General features: G+C 49.8%; 16 protein-coding genes. 7 read left to right on the forward strand and 9 right to left on the reverse strand.

Translation table 11 applies throughout. The annotated features are described in order from the left end of the window. Window positions 1–21: 21 nt before the first annotated feature. From ACW6QF_RS06215 to ACW6QF_RS06225, 3 genes are all read right to left on the reverse strand, one after another. Complete coding sequence (locus ACW6QF_RS06215) at window positions 22–2346, reverse strand: glycoside hydrolase family 20 protein (RefSeq protein ID WP_456087170.1); 2325 nt, start codon at window positions 2344–2346, stop codon at window positions 22–24. Window positions 2347–2383: 37 nt separating this feature from the next. Further along, window positions 2384–2770: a Dabb family protein gene (locus ACW6QF_RS06220; protein ID WP_456087171.1), complete on the reverse strand. Its 387-nt coding sequence runs from the start codon at window positions 2768–2770 to the stop codon at window positions 2384–2386. 200 nt (window positions 2771–2970) lie between these two features. Beyond that, window positions 2971–3822: an MBL fold metallo-hydrolase gene (locus tag ACW6QF_RS06225; protein ID WP_456087172.1), complete on the reverse strand. Its 852-nt coding sequence runs from the start codon at window positions 3820–3822 to the stop codon at window positions 2971–2973. A gap of 98 nt (window positions 3823–3920) precedes the next feature. On the opposite strand from ACW6QF_RS06225, the gene ACW6QF_RS06230 reads away from it, so the two are divergent. From ACW6QF_RS06230 to ACW6QF_RS06245, 4 genes are all read left to right on the forward strand, one after another. Then, window positions 3921–4847, forward strand: coding sequence for a Mur ligase family protein (locus ACW6QF_RS06230; protein ID WP_122298488.1), 927 nt, complete (start codon window positions 3921–3923; stop codon window positions 4845–4847). Continuing rightward, the gene (locus ACW6QF_RS06235) at window positions 4844–5392 is read left to right on the forward strand and encodes a DUF4924 family protein (RefSeq protein WP_293732832.1); all 549 of its coding nucleotides are present in this window, start codon (window positions 4844–4846) and stop codon (window positions 5390–5392) included. Before ACW6QF_RS06230 ends, ACW6QF_RS06235 begins: the two co-directional genes overlap by 4 nt. Before the next feature lie 6 nt (window positions 5393–5398). Continuing rightward, complete coding sequence (rfbD, locus tag ACW6QF_RS06240; RefSeq protein ID WP_456087173.1) at window positions 5399–6259, forward strand: dTDP-4-dehydrorhamnose reductase; 861 nt, start codon at window positions 5399–5401, stop codon at window positions 6257–6259. A gap of 139 nt (window positions 6260–6398) precedes the next feature. After that, entirely contained in the window at window positions 6399–7979 is a 1581-nt protein-coding gene (locus tag ACW6QF_RS06245) for a peptide chain release factor 3 (RefSeq protein WP_456087174.1), read from the forward strand. 90 nt (window positions 7980–8069) lie between these two features. Here the strand turns inward: ACW6QF_RS06245 and ACW6QF_RS06250 are convergent, their stop codons facing one another. The 6 genes from ACW6QF_RS06250 to ACW6QF_RS06275 all read right to left on the reverse strand — a co-directional run bounded on the left by ACW6QF_RS06250 (window position 8070) and on the right by ACW6QF_RS06275 (window position 11540). Beyond that, window positions 8070–8198: a hypothetical protein gene (locus ACW6QF_RS06250; RefSeq protein WP_293731162.1), complete on the reverse strand. Its 129-nt coding sequence runs from the start codon at window positions 8196–8198 to the stop codon at window positions 8070–8072. A gap of 5 nt (window positions 8199–8203) precedes the next feature. Beyond that, window positions 8204–8449, reverse strand: coding sequence for a DUF6722 family protein (locus ACW6QF_RS06255; protein ID WP_186931464.1), 246 nt, complete (start codon window positions 8447–8449; stop codon window positions 8204–8206). Window positions 8450–8528: 79 nt separating this feature from the next. Beyond that, window positions 8529–9221 carry a YjjG family noncanonical pyrimidine nucleotidase gene (locus ACW6QF_RS06260; RefSeq protein ID WP_456087175.1) on the reverse strand — a complete coding sequence of 231 codons (693 nt, stop codon included), beginning with the start codon at window positions 9219–9221 and terminating at the stop codon, window positions 8529–8531. Next, window positions 9221–10093, reverse strand: a complete 873-nt coding sequence (locus ACW6QF_RS06265) for a Cbp1 family collagen-binding glycoprotein adhesin (protein WP_298549738.1) — start codon at window positions 10091–10093, stop codon at window positions 9221–9223. The genes ACW6QF_RS06260 and ACW6QF_RS06265 overlap by 1 nt, the downstream gene beginning before the upstream one ends. Window positions 10094–10111: 18 nt before the next feature. Next, window positions 10112–10822, reverse strand: a complete 711-nt coding sequence (rsmI, locus tag ACW6QF_RS06270) for a 16S rRNA (cytidine(1402)-2'-O)-methyltransferase (protein ID WP_217803036.1) — start codon at window positions 10820–10822, stop codon at window positions 10112–10114. A gap of 16 nt (window positions 10823–10838) precedes the next feature. Beyond that, complete coding sequence (locus ACW6QF_RS06275; protein ID WP_456087176.1) at window positions 10839–11540, reverse strand: hypothetical protein; 702 nt, start codon at window positions 11538–11540, stop codon at window positions 10839–10841. Between the two features lie 224 nt (window positions 11541–11764). Here ACW6QF_RS06275 and dxs point away from each other — a divergent pair, with 224 nt between their 5' ends. The 3 genes from dxs to ACW6QF_RS06290 are packed head-to-tail and all read left to right on the forward strand — an operon-like array spanning window position 11765 to window position 16519. Then, complete coding sequence (gene dxs, locus ACW6QF_RS06280; protein ID WP_456087177.1) at window positions 11765–13669, forward strand: 1-deoxy-D-xylulose-5-phosphate synthase; 1905 nt, start codon at window positions 11765–11767, stop codon at window positions 13667–13669. A gap of 29 nt (window positions 13670–13698) precedes the next feature. Further along, complete coding sequence (trkA, locus tag ACW6QF_RS06285) at window positions 13699–15036, forward strand: Trk system potassium transporter TrkA (protein WP_298549732.1); 1338 nt, start codon at window positions 13699–13701, stop codon at window positions 15034–15036. Between the two features lie 28 nt (window positions 15037–15064). Further along, window positions 15065–16519, forward strand: coding sequence for a TrkH family potassium uptake protein (locus ACW6QF_RS06290; protein ID WP_456087178.1), 1455 nt, complete (start codon window positions 15065–15067; stop codon window positions 16517–16519). Window positions 16520–16522: the final 3 nt, after the last annotated feature.

Genomic DNA, 16522 nt, shown 5'->3' on the forward strand with positions numbered 1-16522 from the left:
AATCCGTGCCTTAATATCTACTTATTGCAGATTGATCTCGTCCACAAACAAGAACGCCGGATTACCCGCACCTCCGTGCCATGCCGGAAGTTTGTCGCTCTTGATGATGACTTCGACGTAGCGGGCTTTTACCGGGCCGAAGGAGATTTCCTGCGGGTAAAGGCCGTCTTTGTCGTCTTTGCCTAAAGACGGGATAACCTTGGAAGCTACCTCCTTGAAGTTCTGTCCGTCGTCCGAGACCTTTACGGTAACGCCTGCCGCTCCCATGATCCAGTCCCCTTTCACAACATTCGTGTTGAAGGACACTTTGCTGAACTCGGTCGGTTCTTTCAGGTCGATAACGGCATCCAAGTCCTTGCCCTGGAAGTCGAGCCAGCGTCCGGTCTTGTAGTTGTCGTTGCCGCTCAGGCCGTCGGTCAGTTCCGGGCCGCCGTTGAAGTCATATCCTCTGCTGGGAGCCACCTTCAATGTGACCGGCTTGGCTGTCGCCTTGTTGAAGTCGATCTTTTCAGAGAAGATACGGCTGTTTCCGGTCGGGCGGACAGCCACGGCTTTCACTTCTGCATTTTGCTTGATGCGGAGAGGGGCTTCGTATTTCGGGCTGGTTGCCGTCGGTTCGCTGCCGTCGAGCGTATAATGGATATCGGCGTTGCCTTCGGTTTCGAGCGTCACGACGATTTCGCCTTTGTCACCGTCGGTAGCGAAGGAGGCGCGGATGTCGAAGATATGTTTGGCGTAGTTGTAGCCCAAACGGTCGTAGAGTTCGGTCATGCGGACCAAACGCGGCAGGAACGCCTTGAAATCTTTCGGAGCGTCGGTCCATTGTATTTCAGCCAATGCATCCATACGCGGCAATACCATATATTCGACCTGGCTGAATGTCGGGATATATTCTGTCCAAAGGTTCGCCTGCACGCCGGTTACATATTTCCGGTACTCTTCCGGGATTCCGGCAGTCGGTTCGAACGAATAGACGCGTTCCAACGGCAGATAGCCGCCGATGGCAAGCGGGTCGTGTTCCGTGTCGGTAGACTGGTAATAGTCGAAATAGAGGTAAGAGTTGGGCGTCATGATCACATTATGTTTCTGCTTGGCAGCCTCGATGCCGCCGTCTACGCCGCGCCAGCTCATCACCGTCGCGTTCGGAGCCAGGCCACCTTCCAGGATCTCGTCCCAGCCGATGATATGGCGGCCTTTGCTTTCGACGAATTTCTCCATGCGTGAGATGACATAGCTTTGCAGGTATTCTTCGGCACTGTGCTTGCTGTCCGCTTTGATGCCTTCCGCCTTGATACGCGCCTGGCACTTCGGGCAACTCTTCCAACGCACTTTCGGGCATTCGTCCCCTCCTACGTGTATATATTCGGACGGGAAGAGGTCGATCACCTCGCCGAGCACGTCTTCGAGGAAGGTCATGGCCTTTTCATTACCGGCACAGATCACGTCGTCGGAAACGCCCCACTGGGTCCATACTTCATACGGTCCGCCCGTGCAACCCAATTCCGGGTAGGTCGTGATGGCTGCCAACTGGTGTCCCGGAAGGTCTATTTCGGGGATGATCGTGATGAATCGTTCTTGGGCGTAAGCGATCACGTCGCGGATTTCATCTTGCGTATAGAACATGCCTTCGCCATACGGTTTGCCGTCATATTGGCCGGAGTTACGGCCGATAACGGTTTCCTTGCGTTGCGCCCCGATCTTGGTCAGTTCCGGATATTTCTTGATCTCGATGCGCCACCCCTGGTCGTCCGTCAGATGCCAGTGGAAACGGTTCATGTTGTGCAAGGCAAGAATATCGATAAACTTCTTGACCGAATCAACCGGGAAGAAGTGCCGGGAGACGTCTAAATGCATACCGCGGTACGGAAAGCGCGGATAGTCGTTGATGCTGGCAGCCGGAAGTTCGATGTCCATCCCTTCGGCCACGGCGGGGATAGACTTGCGCAAGGTCTGCACGCCATAGAATATGCCGGCGTTGGATGCTCCGGCGATCTCGATGCCGTTCTCGCTGACCAGCAGGCGGTAACCTTCCGGGTTCCGGATGTCGGAAGCGATCGACAGATGAATGCCTTTGTCCGCATTCCCGGCAATCACTTTCGGTTCATATCCCGTAGCCTCTTTGACATAGGAGGCAAGGAAACGGGCGGTCTGTTCCATTTCCGCATCACCTTCCTGATAAGAGATCGGGGTAGACGGTTTCAACAGGAACGGGGCGCTGCCTTGTGTCACCACTTCTTGAGGAAGCGGGATAATGGCATAGTCTCCTTGTACTTTTTTTCCTCCCGAACAAGCCACGGCTCCGGCCAGGGTTGTCAGGATACATGCATACTTTGTTAGTTTGTTCATGCGTTTAAAATGTTATAAGTGAGAAAAATAATAATTCTTATTTGGTCCAGTAGTCCACGACGGTGACGGCAGATGCCTTGTCTCCTAATACTTTCCCGAAAGCCTTATGCGCCGGATGGATCAGGTAGGCGTCTCGGTCGGCATCCGAATGGAAAGTCAGGAAGAAACAGTGCGTCAATCCCTGTTGCAACCCTTCGGGACTGCAATCCGTTCCCCATTCGTACCCTTTGATCAGGTCTATCTGGGAAGGAAGTGCGCAGAAAGCATCTTCGACTTCCTTGATCTGTTGGGTGGAAACTTCGGGTTTGAAACCGAACATGACGACGTGGCGAAGCACTTTCTCCTGTTTGGGAGCATGGCAGCAACAAAGCATCAGGGCCGAGAATGCCACGATGGTCAGTGAAGCGAAGATTGTCTTTTTCATGATGATCAGGATTAATTTATGATTATATAAGGACAAAGATAAAGATAAATAGCAGACTTCCCTACCATACGACAGGCTTTTTCTTTCATCCGGCAGTTATCTTGTTTTAGTTTCATGTAAGGGAAACTTTTGTTTCCTGCCGATGAAACTTTTGTTTCACTTGCGGGAAAATTTATTTTCATGCAAGTGAAAATTTATTTTCACCCCATGGAAAAAAGTGAAACTTTTTGATCGGCCTTGAAAAAGTCGTTCACCTTTTTCACGGTAGTGCACCGGGTATAGGCATCGTGACAGTAGATGATCGCTTGCTTCTCTGCGGCCGCTTCTTCCAGCATCCGTAGTTTTTCGTTGTAGGAAACGACAGGACAGGTGTCGTATGCCGAGATCCAGAGAGGCGAAACGCTTGCCGCCAGCGGGATGACATCGCCCGCGAAGACATAAGTGCGCTCAGGTGTCGTGATGTAAGGTGCGATTTGTCCCGGCGTATGCCCGTCGAACAGCCGCAGGTCGATGCCGGGGCAGAGATCCGTGTCTCCTTCGATAAGGCGGAGCTTGCCGCTATCGCAGGCGGCTTGCATGTTCTCGATGAAATAGGAGTCGGCTTCGAGCGCGTTCGGGTGAAGGAAATTCTCCCATTGTGCACGGCTTACCCAGTGGGTGGCGTTCGGGAAAGTCATTCTATAGGAAGGCTTTCCATCCGGTCGTTCTTCTTTTTGTGTCGTATATCCGCAATGGTCGAAGTGGAGGTGCGTGAGTATGACATCCGTAACCTCCTCACAGGCAACACCCCGCCTTTGGAGTTCTTCCCTCAGATCGATCAGGTCGAAGAAGTTGTAATAGCCGAGTTGTTTCAGGTGTTTGTCGCCCGCCCCGTTGTCGACGAGTACGATCTTCCCGCTTCCGTCACGAACCAACATGCTGCGCATGGCCAAGATGCATCCGTTTTGATCATCGCTTGGATAACGGCGGTTCCAGGCGGTCTTGGGGATCGTGCCGAACATGGCGCCTCCGTCCGCATGGAAAAAGCCGGTGTCTATAAGTTGAATATCCATAAATTATACTTTTTCCAACAAAGATAGGGAAGTTTTTTCTTTCGAACCCGTGCGAAGGGTAAATGAAATTGTGTACATTTGCAGGCAAAATCTGAGTGATGCGAAAAGTTCATTTAATCTCCGTAACCGAGCCTCTGTTGTTTGACTTAGCCTTGGCTATTCACCAAAAAGGATATGAAGTAAGCGTATCCGGTGCCGGACTGGTTGATACGGTTCTTGCCAGACTGGAAAAAGAAGGTTGTACTTGTCATGGAGACGGATGGTTCCCGGAGAGATTAACTAAAGATATACATTTTGTGGTATTAGGGGCCGCAGTCCGGCAGGACAACCCCGAATTGATACGCGCAAAGGAACTGGGATTATTAGTGCTTTCGATACCTGAATTCATCTTTCAGCGGACGAAAGAGAAGACGCGGGTCGTTGTTGCCGGCAGCCGGGGAAAGAAGACGATCATCTCGATGATTGTCTGCGCCCTGAAGCGGCAGAAACTTGCGTTCGACTATGCGTTGACCAGCGAAGTCCCCTTGTTGCCCGACCGTGTGCATCTGAGCTACGAAGCCCGGATCGCGATTATCGAGGGGGACGAGCATGTCACGTCTGCTTTGGAGAAACGGTTCCAGCTGGAGTTCTATCGTCCGCATATCGCTATTCTGACCAATCTGATGTGGACTTCCGCGACCGACCATGCCACGCCGGAGGCCTACCACACGACTTTCCGTACGTTCGCCTCTTCTATCGAACGCGGGGGAAAGCTGATCTATTTCGATGGTGATCCGGTTGTCAAACAGCTTGCGCAAGAGGTTCGCGAAGACATCACAGCCATGCCTTACGACCAGCATGTCGTGGTCGAGAAAGAGGGAAAGACCTATCTGCAGACTCGCTACGGGGACTTCCCCGTCTATATTCCGGACCGCTTTTTCCTGATCAATCTGAATGCTGCCCGCCTGGCTTGCCGCCAGTTAGGTGTAAAAGATGCGGACTTTTATCAGGCGTTATCCGAATATAGTGTATCTTTGCAACCATGATTATAGCAAGACAAAAAAGAAAAGAAAATATAGCCGAATATCTGTTGTACATGTGGCAGGTGGAAGATCTGATACGTGCCAACAACTTCGATATGGATTCGATCCGCCGCACGGTTGTGGACCGCTACGACCAGCCGGACGATGTGAAGGAAGAGATTGCCAAGTGGTATGAGGAACTGATCGAGATGATGCGTTCCGAAGGGGTGATGGAGAAAGGACATATCCAGCTGAACAAGAATGTGATCATTGCCCTGACCGACCTGCACCTCCGTCTTCTGAAGTCGCCGAAGGAAATGGTGTACGGGGCAGCTTATTATAAGACACTCCCCTTTATCGTTCAGCTCCGTGCCAAATCGGGCGGTGAGGACTTGCCTGAGCTGGAAACCTGCTTCAACGCTATCTACGGTTTCCTGATGCTGAAGATGCAAGGGAAGGAAATCAGCCCCGAAACGATGGAAGGGATCAAACAGATCAGTTCGTTCCTGGCGCTACTGGCCGAGAAATATCGTGAAGATATGAACGGGGAACTGAAATTAGAAGAATAAGACAAGATGAAAACGATTTTAGTAACTGGTGCTAACGGGCAATTAGGCAATTCGATCCGTCAGCTATCTGCCGGATATCCGCAATTTGCGTTTGTGTTTACGGATGTCGATACGCTTGACATCTGCGATGCTCAGGCAGTGGATGCCTTTGTCAGGGAGAAGCAAGCCGACTACATATTGAACTGTGCCGCCTATACGGCTGTGGATAAGGCGGAGGAGGAGGAAGCGCTTTGTCTGCGTATCAACCGGGATGCCGTACGGAACTTAGGAGAAGCGGCGCGTGCGGCAGGAGCGAGAATGGTCCATGTCTCTACCGATTATGTGTTCGACGGTACGAACTATCTTCCCTATGTGGAAACGGACAAGACTTGTCCGGCTTCTGTCTACGGGCGTACGAAACTTGCCGGTGAACAGGCTTTGCAGGAAGTTTGCCCCGATGCGGTCATCATCCGTACGGCATGGCTTTACTCCGAGTTCGGTACTAATTTTGTCAAGACGATGTTGCGGTTGGGGAATGAACGGGAGCAGTTGTCTGTCGTGTTCGACCAGATCGGTTCGCCGACGTATGCGGGGGATCTGGCGGCGGCTATCCTGGCTGTGTTGGTGCGGGCCGAGGAAGGTGCATTCGTTCCGGGTATCTACCATTTCTCCAATGAAGGGGTTTGCAGCTGGTATGACTTTGCGGTGAAGATCATGGAGTTGGGTAATGCTCCCTGCCATGTCCTCCCGATCGAGTCCAAAGATTATCCCGCAAAAGCAGCCCGCCCGCATTTCAGCGTCCTGAACAAGGCGAAGATCAAATCAACCTATCGCATCAGCATACCCCATTGGGAAGCGAGCTTGCGGACTTGCATCGCCCGTTTGTAAGATGCGTATCTTGTTAGGGGAAGACATGCGTCTCGTCAGGCTAAGACGTATATCTTGTTAGGGCAAGACGGGCACCTTGTTGGAACAAGATGCAAATCGACAGAAGTAAGAATAATAAAACGAAATAAGATACATAACAATGAGTCAGTATTCAGAAGAGATTGAGAGAAGAAGAACGTTTGCTATTATCAGCCACCCGGATGCCGGTAAGACGACTCTTACCGAAAAGCTGTTGCTGTTCGGAGGCGCCATTCATGTGGCGGGAGCCGTCAAGTCGAACAAGATCAAGAAGACGGCGACTTCCGACTGGATGGAGATTGAAAAGCAGCGTGGTATCTCCGTCGCAACCTCCGTGATGGCTTTCGACTATTCCGGTCATAAAATCAATATCCTCGATACGCCCGGTCACCAGGATTTCGCCGAAGATACGTTCCGTACGCTGACGGCGGTGGATAGCGTGATCATCGTGATCGATACCGCAAAAGGTGTGGAAGCCCAGACCCGTAAGCTGATGGAAGTCTGCCGTATGCGCAAGACTCCTGTGATCGTGTTCGTCAACAAGATGGACCGCGACGGTAAGGACCCGTTCGACTTGCTGGACGAGATCGAAGAGGAACTGCATATCCATGTGCGCCCGTTGAGCTGGCCGATCGACATGGGACAGCGTTTCCGCGGCGTCTATAATATATATGAACAAAAGCTGAACCTCTATACTCCGAGCAAACAGTATGTGACGGAGAACATAGAGTTTAAGGATATCAACAGCCCGGAGCTGGAAAATTATATCGAGCCGGGACAGGCGGAAAAGCTGCGTTCCGATATCGAACTGATCGAAGGTGTTTATCCCGAATTTGATGTCGAGACATATCTGAAAGGGGATATCGCTCCCGTATTCTTCGGTTCCGCTCTGAATAACTTCGGGGTGAAAGAGTTGCTGGATTGCTTTATCAACATCGCTCCTTCTCCCCGCCCCGTATCGGCAGTGGAACGGGTGGTCGATCCGGAAGAGGATGCTTTCTCCGGCTTTGTCTTCAAGATCCATGCCAATATGGATCCGAACCATCGCAGTTGTATTGCTTTCGTGAAGATTTGTTCCGGACGTTTCGAACGGAATGCGCCTTACAAGCATGTTCGTTTTGGGAAGACATTCCGTTTTAGCAGTCCGACGGCTTTCATGGCACAGAAGAAGGAAGTGGTGGACGAGGCCTTTGCCGGCGATATCATCGGCTTGCCCGATACCGGCAACTTTAAGATCGGCGATACGTTGACTTCCGGTGAAGAGCTTCACTTCAAAGGATTGCCGAGCTTCTCTCCTGAAATGTTCAAATATATCGAGAATGCCGATCCGATGAAGGCCAAGCAGTTGAACAAGGGCATCGAGCAGTTGATGGACGAAGGCGTCGCCCAGCTCTTCACCAACCAGTTCAACGGACGTAAGATTATCGGTACGGTCGGACAGTTGCAGTTCGAAGTGATCCAGTACCGTTTGCTCCACGAATATGGCGCACAGTGTAAGTGGGAACCGATCAGCCTCTATAAGGCTTGCTGGATAGAAAGCGACAATGTCACCGCCCTCGAAAACTTCAAACGCCGCAAGGCCCAATATATGGCGCTCGACAAAGAAGGCCGTGATGTCTATCTGGCCGATTCCGGCTATGTGCTGATGATGGCGCAGCAGGATTTCCCGGATATCAAGTTCCACTTTACTTCGGAGTTTTAGTGGGAGAAGCATATAAAAAACGGGGAACCGGCTGAAGATTGATCTTCATCGGTTCCCCGTTTTCTTGTTTCTTTATGTTGTCAGTACGATTTATTCCTTATCTTCATCATCCCCTTTCAGCCATCTTCTGCCGGAGCGAGTACGTGAAGTCCACCAATACAGGATTAGTACAATAACTGTTCCTGTAATATTGATCATTGTCATCATGTCTATTTTCATTGTACTTATCGTTTTAATATATAATTAGCATATTTACTTAATGCAATAGTAAAACAAAAGCCTGAAAGAACTTTCATCCAGTTTTCCATATTACTTACATCCGAATAGAGAGGTAATATTCCTCCCAATACAATTGCGGCAAAAATAAGTTTTGCCAGATCATAGACGAACTTGCCTAAGTTCTCTATTCGTACCTTTTCCTTATACCTTAATTCTTCTCTGAATTTCTGTTGTTTGCTGAATGTTCCCATAGTTAGTTTATTTGGTTGCTATTCAAAAACGAATAGTAAGGACAAATATATAGTTTATCTTTGATAATCTGTAGATAATCTACAAAATCTTTTCGATTTCTTTTAAAGAGCCGACCGTGTAAGTCGGTATGAATCCTTTCGCCGGCAATCCTTCCGGATTCAGCCATAGCTGGTCGATTTTGGAATTGTGGGCACCGATAATGTCGGCTTCCCAACTGTCGCCGATCATGAGGCTTTCTTTACGGCGGGAGTTGGTGTTTTTCAGGGCGAAATCGAAAATGCCCTTATGAGGTTTCTGGATACAGGCGTCCTCAGAAAGGATCATCCTTTCGAAGTAGGGGGCCAGGCCGGAATTGCTGAGTTTCTTGAACTGGACTTCCCGAAAACCGTTGGACAGGATATACATGCGATAAGAGGGACGCAGGTATTCCAATAGCTCGATCGCCCCCGGCACCAACCGCGTCTTCCGGGTGGTACGTTGCAGGAAGTCGTTGTTGATCGCCAATACCGACTGTGTGTCTTCTATCCCCATCGGACGGAGCATATAGCGAAAACGTTCGATGATCAATGTCTGGCGGTCTATTTCATTGTTGCGGTATTGTTCCCATAGCAGGTTGTTATGCGGCCAGTAGATATCGAAGAAAGCCTCGCAGGAGGCATAATACCGGTCAAAGTGGTGAGCGGCATATACTTCTTCGAGGCATTCCTTATTATTATGGTACGTGTCCCAAAGGGTATCGTCCAAATCAATAAAAAGATTTTTATATTTCATCATCCAACTTCAATCACCAAATACTTGCCAAGACTCCAGAATGCTTTTTCGTCTGTGATCTTCAACGTCATATTGCCGTCTTCGTCCTTTACAAATTCGTAAGAACCTTCCGGGTGATTGGATTTCAGTTTTGCCTTACCTGCGAACAACGGGATTTCCTTCACTTCGCGAATATCGATAGAAATGAAATAATCTTTGTTGAAGCCGCTCTGTAGCACTTTGGATTTGGCAAACAAGCCGCCGCCGGAAAGGATTTTCTGGTCTTTCAGCTCTTTAGACGTGCCGAAGCAATAGTAGGCAGTATGAAGTTTCTTGTCCTGCTCCTGCAACTTCTCGGACTGGGCCGCAGTTGTAGTGGACAAGTCTTCCACATCTTCGTTCAAAGAAGCAACCATTTCATCCAATTCCTGGATGCGAACATTCTTCTTCGCCAGGTCTTCCTGTAGCGTGACAATCATATTGGCTTTCTGGTCAAGTTCGGAGGAAAGGCGGCTGATCGTCTTCCTTAAAGCGGCAGATTGTATTCCGCTTTTTTTCAGTTTCTCTTCCAACTCGCTGATCTGCTGTTTGTTCTTTTTCAGCGTTTCGCTGATCAACTGCATGTTTTCTTTGATCTGTTCGCGGCTGCTTTTGTTCAGATCCCCTTTTTGCTGCTGTATGTTGAGATAATTTTCTGCATCACGGATAGACTGGATATCAGCCTCTACGTCGTTGAGGGTACCGAGTATTTCATCCATCTCGGCATTACTTTTAGTGTTTTCGATTCTCAGAGAGTCGTTTTCTGCTTTCAGCTTCTTATATTCTGCTGAATTCTGTCCGCAGGAGGCCAGCATGGCTGTGCAAATCGTTGTTGCAATCAATACTTTCTTCATGTTCTTTCTGTTGTTACGTTAAACTTCTGTTCCTGTCTCTGTTTCTTTGTCCTTTTTATCTTTTAAGCCTGCTAATACTATAACAATTTCACCTTTCGGTTCGTTCACGGTAAAGTGAGCGATGACTTCTTCCAGCGTGCCGCGTACGGTTTCTTCGTGTATCTTCGATATTTCACGTGATACGGAAACAGGGCGGTCATTCCCGAAGAACTCGGCTAACTGTGTCAACGTTTTGACCAGCCGGAAAGGTGACTCGTAGAAAATGATGGTGCGATATTCCGTCGAGAGTTCTTTCAGGCGCGTCTGCCTTCCCTTTTTCTGGGGAAGAAAACCTTCGAAGCAGAATTTCTCGTTGGGCAATCCCGAAGCGACTAATGCCGGGACAAAAGCCGTGGCTCCCGGCAGGCATTCCACTTCTACACCCTGACGTACACATTCACGTACCAGCATAAATCCGGGATCGGATATCGCGGGTGTACCGGCATCCGATACCAATGCGATGTTTTCGCCGGCCTTGATACGGGCAGCCACCTGCTCGACCGTTTTATGCTCGTTGAACTTATGGTGCGACTGCATCCTGTTTTGTATTTCGAAATGTTTGAGCAGGATACCTGTAGTACGTGTATCTTCCGCCAGAATGAGATCGGCCTCTTTCAGCACGCGGATTGCCCGGAACGTCATGTCTTCCAGATTCCCGACGGGAGTGGGTACTACTGTTAATTTTGCCATACTTATTCTCCGTTCTTCAGAGAAAGCGTTTTTCAAGCAGCTTGATAAAGTCTGCTACCGCTTCATCTTCTATGTTCCACTTTAATTCGTTATTCAAATATGTGATCGAGTCTTCATACGAATGAAGATCGTTCAGGTCGTTGATCGCTTTGTTCATCCGTGCCTCATCCCCTCCGAACAGTTCGCGGCGGAAACGAAAACGGTCGTTCAGGCTGAATGCCTTACGGAAATCCGAAAGGTTTTTCTTTTCCAACAGGTCGTTGAGGAATAATCCGGGACGCTCTGCGGGGATTACTTTGCCGGGGGCTTCCACGACAGGAGCCTCCGGTTCTTCAACGGGGGTTGGCTCCGATTTGTGAGGGGCTTCTTTTTCTGCGGGAAGTTCCTGTTTGATTTCCGGTTCTTGGACAACAGGTTCCGTTTCTGCCGGAATTAGGACGGGAGCTATGGTCGGTGATTCCTGTACCGTCTGTACCGGGACGGCAACCGATGGGGGAATTGACTGGATCAAAGCCTGATGCTCTTCCATCTGTTTGCGTAGCATTTCGATCTGGGCCGTTTCCAAAGCATGCAGATCTTTCAGGATCTTATGCGTGAGGTCGAAAGTCTGGCCGAAAAAAGACACCGGATACACTTCTGCATCCCGCATCCCGGCAACCAATGTTTCAAGCTCCCGGATATCCAGAAGCAGGTAATCTATTTTTTCTTTATTTGCCATTATCATTATTATTGCAACAAAAATAGCTATTTCTTATATACGTAACGTATTTATTGTATGAAATATTGTTATTCCTTTCGTTACAAGGCTGCCGTCATGAAAAACGGTCATGCCCGTCTGGAGGGAAGAAGCGGCTTAATTGTGTCATACTGCTAAAGAATGACATACTAAAACTATTTTATCTCCCGTTAATTCTTTACATTTGCCACAAAATTATAGCGGTTATGACAGAATGCAAGGATGAACACATATTAAATTCCATTGATTATCCGGAGGATTTGCGCAAGTTGTCCCCCGACAAATTGGGAGAGGTATGTGCAGAGTTGCGTCAATATATAATAGATGTACTATCAGAGAACCCCGGACATCTCGGGGCAAGTCTCGGCACGGTAGAGCTGACGGTTGCACTACACTATGTTTTTAATACTCCCTACGACCGTATTGTATGGGACGTGGGGCATCAGGCGTATGGCCATAAAATACTGACCGGACGTCGGGAAGCCTTTCATACACTTCGAAAATTCAAAGGAATAAGCGGCTTTCCTAATCCCCAGGAAAGTCCCTATGACGCGTTTGTTGCCGGACATGCTTCAAATTCCATATCGGCGGCTATGGGCATGTCGGTCGCTTCTGCCCTGAAGGGGGAAAAGGACAGGCACGTGATAGCTGTGATCGGTGATGGGGCCATGACGGGCGGTTTGGCGTTCGAAGGCCTGAACAATGCGTCGGCTAATCCGAATAACCTGCTTATCATTCTCAATGATAACGATATGGCGATAGATCATGCAGTCGGTGGGCTGAGCCAGTATCTGGTGGATATCACGACCAGTCAGACGTACAATAAAATGCGCTATGACGTGTATCGGGGACTGCGTAAGATGAAGCTGATCAATAATGACCGCCGGGGAAACATCCTTCGCTTCAACAATAGCTTGAAAGCATTGCTCACCCAACAACATAATCTGTTTGAGGGATTCAGCATCCGCTACTTCGGCCCGATCGACGGGCATGATGTCGATTATATGATCAAGGTGCTGAACGATATAAAAGATATGGAAGGCCCGAAGCTGCTACATATCAAAACAAAAAAAGGCAAAGGATTCAAGCCGGCTGAAAAGTCGGCGACGGAGTGGCACGCACCGGGGCTGTTCAATAAGGAAACAGGAGAGCGGATCATTGTCCATAAGCTGAATGAGCCCCAGCTTTATCAGGATGTCTTCGGACATACCCTTGTCGAGTTGGCCGAACAGGACGAGCGGATCGTGGGAATCACTCCAGCCATGCCGACGGGATGTTCCATGACTTATATGATGAAAGCCTTCCCGAAACGGGCCTTTGATGTCGGGATTGCCGAAGGGCATTCGGTAACCTTCTCTGCCGGACTTGCCAAAGAGGGAATGATTCCTTTCTGCAATGTCTACTCTTCTTTCATGCAGCGGGCCTACGATATGGTGATACACGATGTCGCCCTCCAGAATCTTCATATGGTGATCTGCCTGGACCGTGCCGGTTTGGTAGGCGAAGACGGGGCGACGCATCACGGGGTGTTCGACCTCGCTTATCTGCGTCCGGTCCCGAACTTGATTATCTCGTCCCCTTTGAATGAGCTGGATTTACGGAACCTGATGTACACCGGATATAAGGAAAGTAACGGCCCGTTCGTGATCCGCTATCCGCGCGGTAAAGGAGAAATGGCGGATTGGAGGAATGAGATGCGTGTGCTTCCGATCGGGAAAGGCAAGAAACTCCGTGATGGGGATGATATTGCGATCTTGTCACTCGGTCCTATCGGCAACGAAGTGATAAAAGCCATAAAGGAGGCGGGTGACGGCATATCGATCGCCCATTACGATATGATCTATTTAAAGCCGATGGATGAAGAGCTGTTGCATGAAGTCGGTAAGAAGTTCAGCCGTGTAATCACTGTCGAAAACGGTGTGATCAGAGGTGGATTCGGCAGCGCTGTTCTGGAATTTATGGCGGATAACGGTTATACCCCGCAGGTGAAGCGGATCGGTGTGCCGGATGAGTTCGTCGAACACGGGCCGATTCCCGAACTGTATAAACTATGTGGCATGGATGCCAAAAGTATTGCAGGAGAAATAAGAAAGATGGTTATCGGAGGATAATGTATCCTCATAATTAATCTCTATATAAAATGAAAATTATTATAGCCGGAGCCGGTGAAGTAGGAACCCACCTGGCAAAAATGTTATCACAGGAGAAGCAGGATATTATCCTGATGGATCCGAATGAGGAGCGTTTGAATTTTACGAATTCAAGCATGGAGATCCTTCCTATGGTGGGGAATCCGACATCCATTCGGGACCTGGAAGAAGCCGGTATCAGAAAGGCCGACCTGTTTATCAGTGTCACGCCGGAAGAAACGACCAATGTGGCAGCCAGCATTCTGGCGTCTAAATTAGGGGCGCGTAAGACGTTGACACGTATCAACAATTACGAATACCTGCTCCCTAAAAACAAGGAACTGTTCGAAAAGATGGGGATCGATTCCATGATCTACCCGGAAATGCTGGCAGCTAAAGAAATTGTCACGGCCGTCAAACGCCCGTGGACCCGTCAATACTGGGAGTTGTTCGGAGGCGCCCTGATCCTGATCGGCGTAAAGGTGCGCGATAATTCCCGGCTTGTGAACAAACATCTGTCCGAACTGCTGAACGAACAGAAACTCTATCATATCGTTGCCATCAAACGGCAGAACGAGACCATTATCCCCCGTGGTACGGACCGTATAGAATCGGGAGATATCGTTTTCTTCACAACGACCAAAGGCCATATCGAAGATGTCCGGCTACATGCGGGCAAGCGAGATCCCGAAGTGAAGAAAGTCATCATTATGGGCGGCAGCCGTATCGCGATCCGTACCTGCCAGTATCTCCCGAACAATATCCGTGTAAAAGTAATCGAGACAAACAAAGACAAGAGCCACCGCATAGCCGAGGTCGTTCCCGGAAATGTCTTGATCATCAATGGGGACGGACGTGATACCGACCTGTTGATGCAGGAGGGGATCAAAGACGCACAGGCATTTATCGCACTGACGGATAATTCGAGCACGAACATCCTGGCCTGCCTGGCCGCCAAACGTGCCGGAGTATTCAAGACCATTGCCAAGATCGAGAATATCGACTACATACCTTTGGCGGAAAGCATGGATATCGGTTCGGTGATCAATAAGAAACTGATCGCCGCCAGCCATATCTACCAGTTCCTGTTGGATGCAGACGTGTCGAACGTGAAATGCCTTACTTTTGCCAATGCAGATGTGGCGGAACTTGTCGCCCGTCCCGATTCGAGGATTACCCGTAAGCAGGTAAAGGACCTGAACCTTCCGAAAGACTTGACGCTGGGCGGGTTGATCCGTGACGGCGAGCCGATGATGATCAAAGGTGATACGCATATCCAGGCCTACGACCACGTCGTGGTGTTCTGCCTGGATACGGCCATGCGTAAATTGGAGGACTACTTTAATTAATTGACAAGGGGCAATTGACAATTGTTATATGCTGAACATTCGTTTTATAATCAAGATGTTAGGGATGATGTTCATCCTGGAGACGTTGTTTATGCTGGCAGCGACGGCGGTCGCTTTCCTATATGAAGGAAACGACTTCTATCCGCTCCTCCAGTCGAGCGGTATCATGTTCGGAACGGGAGTCCTTTTTACGCTGATCGGGCTACGGGCCAACGAGCATACGGCCGGGCGGCGTGAGGGGATGCTGACCGTCACTTTGACTTGGGCTCTCTTCTCCCTCTTAGGGATGCTGCCATTCTATTTAGGCGGGTATATAGATAATGTGACGGATGCCTATTTCGAAACGATGTCCGGTTTCACGACGACAGGCTCTACCATATTGACCGACATCGAAGCGCTTCCGCACGGGATATTGTTCTGGCGAAGCCTCACGCAATGGCAGGGCGGTATCGGGATGATCGTGTTTACCGTAGCCTTGATGCCGATTATCGGCGGCGGGGCCACCCAGATGTTCAATGCCGAGACTCCGGGGATCACGCACGAACGTTTCCGCCCGCGTGTCACCCAGGTTGCCAAGCGCCTGTGGGGCGTCTACCTGTTCCTGACCATTGTCCTTATCGGCCTCTTGTGGGCGGGACCGATGAACCTGTACGACGCCGTCAATCATGCACTCACCTGCATTTCTACCGGCGGCTATTCGACGAAGAATGCCAGTATCGCCTACTGGGACTCCGCCTATATCGAATATGTCATTACGATCTTCATGTTTATCGGGGCGACCAATATCACCCTGATCTATTTCTTCTTCAACGGGAAGCCCAAGAAACTGTTTACGGATGAAGAGACACGCTGGTTCTTCTGGTTCGTGCTGATTATCACGGCGATGTCGACGGCCTGGATCATGTATAAGGGCATCGTGGACGATTTCGGCACGGCTTTCAGGGAGGCGGTATTCCAGGTTGTGACATTGGTGTCTACCTGTGGTTTCGCAACGACCGACTACATCCCGTGGGGACCGTTCTTCTGGCTGCTGGCATTGGTTCTGATGGTGGTATGCGGTTGCGCGGGTTCTACCTGCGGAGGGTTGAAGATGGGACGTTTCGTGATCCTGACCAAGAACCTCTTCAATGAGTTCAAGAAACAGACCCATCCGCATGCCATCATCCCGGTGCGGATGAACGGGCATGCCATATCCGGCGATGTCGTCCACCGGGTGCTGGCTTTTGCCTTTGCTTATATAGCCTTGATCTTTGTCAGTTGCATGGCACTGATGATCGACGGGATGGGGTTTGAAGAAACAATAGGCGCTGCCGTATCCTCGATCAGCAACGTCGGGCCTGGCCTGGGAAGTCTCGGCCCTGTCGGCAATTATGCCGAAGTGCCGACCGTATCGAAGTGGTTCTTGTCTTTCCTGATGATGGTAGGCCGTTTGGAGATATTCACGGTGCTGACGATCTTGTTGCCGGGGTTCTGGAAACAATAATAC

The sequence above is a fragment of the Parabacteroides sp. genome (genome assembly GCF_977054455.1).

Bases quoted from the DNA above. Each gene is read 5' to 3' on its own strand.
- ACW6QF_RS06220 (WP_456087171.1), bottom strand. From the start codon at position 2,770: ATGAAAAAGACAATCTTCGCTTCACTGACCATCGTGGCATTCTCGGCC.
- ACW6QF_RS06265 (WP_298549738.1), bottom strand. From the start codon at position 10,093: ATGAAGAAAGTATTGATTGCAACAACGATTTGCACAGCCATGCTGGCC.
- rfbD (WP_456087173.1), top strand. From the start codon at position 5,399: ATGAAAACGATTTTAGTAACTGGTGCTAACGGGCAATTAGGCAATTCG.
- ACW6QF_RS06235 (WP_293732832.1), top strand. From the start codon at position 4,844: ATGATTATAGCAAGACAAAAAAGAAAAGAAAATATAGCCGAATATCTG.
- ACW6QF_RS06225 (WP_456087172.1), bottom strand. From the start codon at position 3,822: ATGGATATTCAACTTATAGACACCGGCTTTTTCCATGCGGACGGAGGC.
- ACW6QF_RS06290 (WP_456087178.1), top strand. From the start codon at position 15,065: ATGCTGAACATTCGTTTTATAATCAAGATGTTAGGGATGATGTTCATC.
- ACW6QF_RS06230 (WP_122298488.1), top strand. From the start codon at position 3,921: ATGCGAAAAGTTCATTTAATCTCCGTAACCGAGCCTCTGTTGTTTGAC.
- ACW6QF_RS06260 (WP_456087175.1), bottom strand. From the start codon at position 9,221: ATGAAATATAAAAATCTTTTTATTGATTTGGACGATACCCTTTGGGAC.
- trkA (WP_298549732.1), top strand. From the start codon at position 13,699: ATGAAAATTATTATAGCCGGAGCCGGTGAAGTAGGAACCCACCTGGCA.
- dxs (WP_456087177.1), top strand. From the start codon at position 11,765: ATGACAGAATGCAAGGATGAACACATATTAAATTCCATTGATTATCCG.
- ACW6QF_RS06275 (WP_456087176.1), bottom strand. From the start codon at position 11,540: ATGGCAAATAAAGAAAAAATAGATTACCTGCTTCTGGATATCCGGGAG.
- ACW6QF_RS06215 (WP_456087170.1), bottom strand. From the start codon at position 2,346: ATGAACAAACTAACAAAGTATGCATGTATCCTGACAACCCTGGCCGGA.
- ACW6QF_RS06255 (WP_186931464.1), bottom strand. From the start codon at position 8,449: ATGGGAACATTCAGCAAACAACAGAAATTCAGAGAAGAATTAAGGTAT.
- rsmI (WP_217803036.1), bottom strand. From the start codon at position 10,822: ATGGCAAAATTAACAGTAGTACCCACTCCCGTCGGGAATCTGGAAGAC.
- ACW6QF_RS06250 (WP_293731162.1), bottom strand. From the start codon at position 8,198: ATGAAAATAGACATGATGACAATGATCAATATTACAGGAACAGTTATT.
- ACW6QF_RS06245 (WP_456087174.1), top strand. From the start codon at position 6,399: ATGAGTCAGTATTCAGAAGAGATTGAGAGAAGAAGAACGTTTGCTATT.